This is a genomic window from Paenibacillus albiflavus, from assembly GCF_004344915.1.
In the GTDB taxonomy this organism is placed as follows: domain Bacteria; phylum Bacillota; class Bacilli; order Paenibacillales; family NBRC-103111; genus Paenibacillus_AM; species Paenibacillus_AM albiflavus.
This window is the reverse complement of the sequence record NZ_SKFG01000060.1, coordinates 1-4181: the sequence shown is the minus strand read 5'-3', so window position 1 is coordinate 4181 and position 4181 is coordinate 1. Positions and strand designations below refer to the sequence as shown.

General features: G+C 42.3%; 4 protein-coding genes and 1 rRNA gene. 4 read left to right on the top strand and 1 reads right to left on the bottom strand.

Going from position 1 to position 4181, the window contains the following annotated elements; all coding sequences use genetic code 11:
- Positions 1–142 precede the first annotated feature (142 nt).
- Positions 143–259, top strand: a 5S ribosomal RNA gene (gene rrf, locus E0485_RS24230).
- A 337-nt stretch (positions 260–596) separates the two neighbouring features.
- On the opposite strand, the gene E0485_RS25275 is transcribed toward rrf, so the two are convergent.
- Positions 597–743 carry a hypothetical protein gene (locus E0485_RS25275; protein ID WP_165921287.1) on the bottom strand — a complete coding sequence of 49 codons (147 nt, stop codon included), beginning with the start codon at positions 741–743 and terminating at the stop codon, positions 597–599.
- A gap of 331 nt (positions 744–1074) precedes the next feature.
- On the opposite strand from E0485_RS25275, the gene E0485_RS24225 reads away from it, so the two are divergent.
- The 3 genes from E0485_RS24225 (at position 1075) to E0485_RS24215 (ending at position 3767) form a co-directional block, all read left to right on the top strand.
- Positions 1075–1704, top strand: coding sequence for a sterol desaturase family protein (locus E0485_RS24225; protein WP_132420606.1), 630 nt, complete (start codon positions 1075–1077; stop codon positions 1702–1704).
- Positions 1705–1947: 243 nt separating this feature from the next.
- The gene (locus E0485_RS24220; RefSeq protein ID WP_132420604.1) at positions 1948–3408 is read left to right on the top strand and encodes a serine hydrolase domain-containing protein; all 1461 of its coding nucleotides are present in this window, start codon (positions 1948–1950) and stop codon (positions 3406–3408) included.
- 17 nt (positions 3409–3425) lie between these two features.
- On the top strand, positions 3426–3767 hold the full coding sequence (locus E0485_RS24215) for a cupin domain-containing protein (RefSeq protein WP_132420602.1): 342 nt from the start codon (positions 3426–3428) through the stop codon (positions 3765–3767).
- Positions 3768–4181: the final 414 nt, after the last annotated feature.

Below are 4181 nucleotides of genomic sequence, written 5' to 3'. Positions count from 1 at the left end.
CGCAGCAATGTGTGGAGCTGACAAGTACTAATAGGTCGAGGGCTTAACCAATATGGATGATATACTAAGAATTACTTTCAATTCGCTTCTAGTTTTCAAGGTACAATACCTTGTAAGAACCGCATTTGTTCACAAATGCATGTTTGGTGACGATGGCGGAAGGGAACCACGCGTACCCATCCCGAACACGACCGTTAAGCCTTCCAGCGCCGATGGTACTTGGATCGAAGGATCCTGGGAGAGTAGGACGTTGCCAAGCAACTACAAGCCACTGTTCTTTATGAATGGTGGCTTGTTTTTTTGTGCATTCCAAAATAACGGATTTTGAAGTGCTTATTTTAGTCAAAACAACTATATTGAGATCGATTCAGCCGAAATAGGCTCTTGAAAATCCGCTATTTTCACAAATCCCTCCTTATCTATTCAAATAAGTACCTCAAAGTCCGCTAATTCCCAACTACTTGATACAACTCTCACCTGATGATGGCGATTTTTTGTGCACTTCATAATAACGGATTTTGGAGTGCTTATTTACTTGAAAACCCGAGCGTTCGCATCAATAGTGGATTAAGAGGTACTTATTTCACGCAAAACAACTATATTGAGATCGATACAGCCGAAATAGGTACCTGATAATCCGCTATTTTCACGAATTCCCTCCATTCTGCCCAAATAAGCACCTCAAAGTCCGCTATTCCGACTTCGTACCAGAACTCTCGAATATCTATCTGCAGCAGCCTCATGATAGAACACCCCAACCCCATAGTACAACTCTCGATTATCTGCAGCATAACCTAATGATCACAGCAATCACCGCTTATTTACAACATAGAATGTAATATGTGAAAACTCCGCATAAATAAAGATGTAATAAAAAATCAAGTCGTTCAACGATCCGCGCAGTGCATCACCGTTTGAAGAGAACGTGGGTAGAGATGCAAAGAGCCCATCCCATGATTTTAAATGATTAATGGAAGAAGGGAAATTTAACGGCCTTGGAGAATATCGTACAACATCAAGAAGGGGTATAAGACGTATAGCATTCAATTATAGAACGAAAATGGAGGAATAAACGTGAAAATGAAATATGTGAAAGAATTTCTGACGTTTCCGGACATCGTAGTTATGAGCTTGTTATGCTTGATAAGTGTATGCTTTACGATTATTTATGCTGACCATGCTACAGTATGGCTGGCAGTTCCCCTCGGAATGCTCGGATTTAGCCTCAATGAGTACTTTACACATCGATTTCTATTTCACTTGAAGGCCCCAAGAAATCCGTTTATGCTCAAAATGCTGAAGCGTCTGCATTATGACCATCATGCAAGTCCTGATGATCTACATTTGCTCTTTCTGCCATTATGGTACAGTCTTCCGCTAATGATTATTACGAGCGGAATTGTGTATGCGTTTACAACTAGCCTGATGATAACCAATGCCTTTGTTTCTGGCGTTATGTTGTTTTTCCTGTTGTATGAATGGACACACTATATTGCTCATCGCCCTGTACAGCCGTTAACATCGTGGGGGAAGTGGATGAAGAAAGTTCATAAATGGCATCATTACAAAAATGAAAACTATTGGTATGGTGTGACGCACCCAGGGTTTGACTATGTCATGGGGACGTTCAAAGATCATGAAGGAGTCGAGAAAAGCCCAACGGCAAGGAAGCTTGAAGATCGTGGGAAAGATATCGGGTTTTAAATAAGCTAATCCCATATAGTCGAGACGCCTTAAGGCGTCTTTTTATTCATTGTATTGAAATTTAACTCCCTATGCTTATAGACAGTATATAGACTTTATCGACATAGTTCGGCACTGTATAATGAAGGAGAAACATAATATGGTAAGTGGTTCCATTTAATATAAGTACCCTCATATCACCTGAAAAATTATCGCTCGAATTTCTACATAAACGGAATCAATTCTAGAAAAGGGAGAGAGAACATGCACCAAACAAATAGATTGCCGAGATTAGTGCCAGAACAACTGGGCATTCGCTCAAGCGCCATCGCTGCGTGGGTCGAAGGGGTTGAGAGGAGCGGTCAGGAGCTACATAGCTTCATGCTGCTGCGCAAAGGTGCCGTAGCTGCGGAAGGATGGTGGGCTCCCTATGAACCGGAGCAAGCTCACATGGCGTTCTCATTAAGTAAAAGTTTTACGTCCACGGCAGTCGGAATGGCGATCGAGGAAGGTTTGCTAGCACTCGATGACCGTGTCCTTTCTTTTTTTTCTGAAAAAATAGATGAAGCAGTCGAACAGCGTTACTCCACATTGACAGTTCGTCATTTGCTAACGATGTCCTCAGGGCATGGGGAAGATCCGAAGAAAATCATGCTGGCGGCTGAGGATGGGGACTGGGTACAGGCTTTTTTGCACACGGAGCCGATTGTTGAGCCAGGAGTTCGATTTCTATATAGCAGTGGAGTCAGCTACATGCTGTCCGCCATCATGCAGACAGTGACTGGACAGACGCTTTTGGATTATTTGGAACCTAGGCTGTTTCAGCCGCTTGGCATCGAAAGACCCTATTGGGAAAGCTGTCCTATGGGGCGCAATGCTGGTGGATGGGGGCTTCGGCTAAAAACGGAAGACATTGCAAAGTTTGGCCAGCTTTATTTGCAAAGGGGCAGATGGAAGGGTGTTCAGCTTGTCCCTGAGGCATGGGTAGCGGAAGCGACAGCTAAGCAAATTTCGAACGAGAACGGAGGGCCACCTGATTGGTCAGAGGGCTACGGGTATCAATTCTGGCGATGCCGTCACGGCGCTTATCGGGGTGATGGTGCTTTTGGTCAATACTGTATCGTATTGCCGGAGCAAGAAGTGGTATTGGCAGCAACGGGTGGACTGACCGATATGCAAGTGATTGTGGATCTTGTATGGGAGCATTTATTACCTACTCTGCAAAAAGGAACTACTGATGAAACAATCGATCTTCAACTAGTCGAGAAAGAGAGGAACCGTTGGAGCAAGCTCGCACTGCCATTGCCGTTAGCTGCTGGATCATCTCTCCCTGTAGAGGCAAAACTCGCAGCACTTTACAAGTTCGAGGATAACCCTCTTGGTTGGACAGAGTTCTCCTTGACGCCTATTCTTTCCGATGCATCTATATCTGCTATTGTTTGTTGGAAGGACATGCTTGGAGAGCATCATATCCATTGCGGTAGTGAGGGATGGATAAGGGGTATGGCGTCATTACAAGGAGAGATAAGACCCATTGCTGCGTTCGGCTTATGGAGAGAGAATGATACATATGAAATGACTTTGTATCGAACTGACGCACCATACAAAGATACATTTAAGTTCTATTTTTCAGGTGATAGAGTGATTGTCGATATAGAGCGCAACATTGATTTCGGACCGGGGCCGTATACGATTAGAATGAACGGCTATGCCGTGAATTGCTAATGACGGGAGATATAAATATGAAAATAAGCAAACAGAGTGCTGAACATTATATTTGGGGAGACAATTGCGATGGCTGGCATTTAGTTAAAGGTCAAAATTTAAGTATTATTCATGAAAGAATGCCAGCACATACTGAGGAAGTAAGGCATTATCATCAACATGCTCGGCAATTTTTCTTCGTCTTATCAGGCACAGCAACTATGGAAATTGATGATAAAGTGGTTGTTCTAAATGGGCAAGAGGGAATTGATGTCTTACCTCTGGTACCGCATCAAATGATGAATAAGACAAACGATGAAATTGAATTTGTGGTAATTTCTCAACCGAATAGTAAAGGTGATCGGATCATAGTAGATTAATATAAATCGAGTCTGAGAGTAGAGATGTCAATGAAAGCAGCAATTTGGTATGAAGCCAAACATTTTCGGGTCGAGGAGGCTCAAGAACCAATTGTTCTCCCTGGAACGGATTCATCTGTTATAATCTATTAATTAATAAAATCTCATTTGTATAAAATTGGAACGATAAAAAGGGTTGCGCTAGACTCTAGTATTTGATATGATACTCCTTGTCACTTCGGTAGACGTGCTGATGTTTGAAGGAAACAATCGATAATCGATTGACTCCTTGAAAAAAAGAAATTAAAAAGTTCTTGACAAAAACACGAACCAAGTGATATGATATAAAAGTTGTCTCGCAAGTAACGAGATGATAGAAACGAAAGAAATTGTCCTTTGAAAACTGAACAACGAGTGAAGAAATAAATGAGATTA

Coding starts and splice junctions, on each gene's coding strand:
- E0485_RS24215 (WP_132420602.1), top strand. CDS start 3,426: ATGAAAATAAGCAAACAGAGTGCTGAACATTATATTTGGGGAGACAAT.
- E0485_RS25275 (WP_165921287.1), bottom strand. CDS start 743: ATGAGGCTGCTGCAGATAGATATTCGAGAGTTCTGGTACGAAGTCGGA.
- E0485_RS24220 (WP_132420604.1), top strand. CDS start 1,948: ATGCACCAAACAAATAGATTGCCGAGATTAGTGCCAGAACAACTGGGC.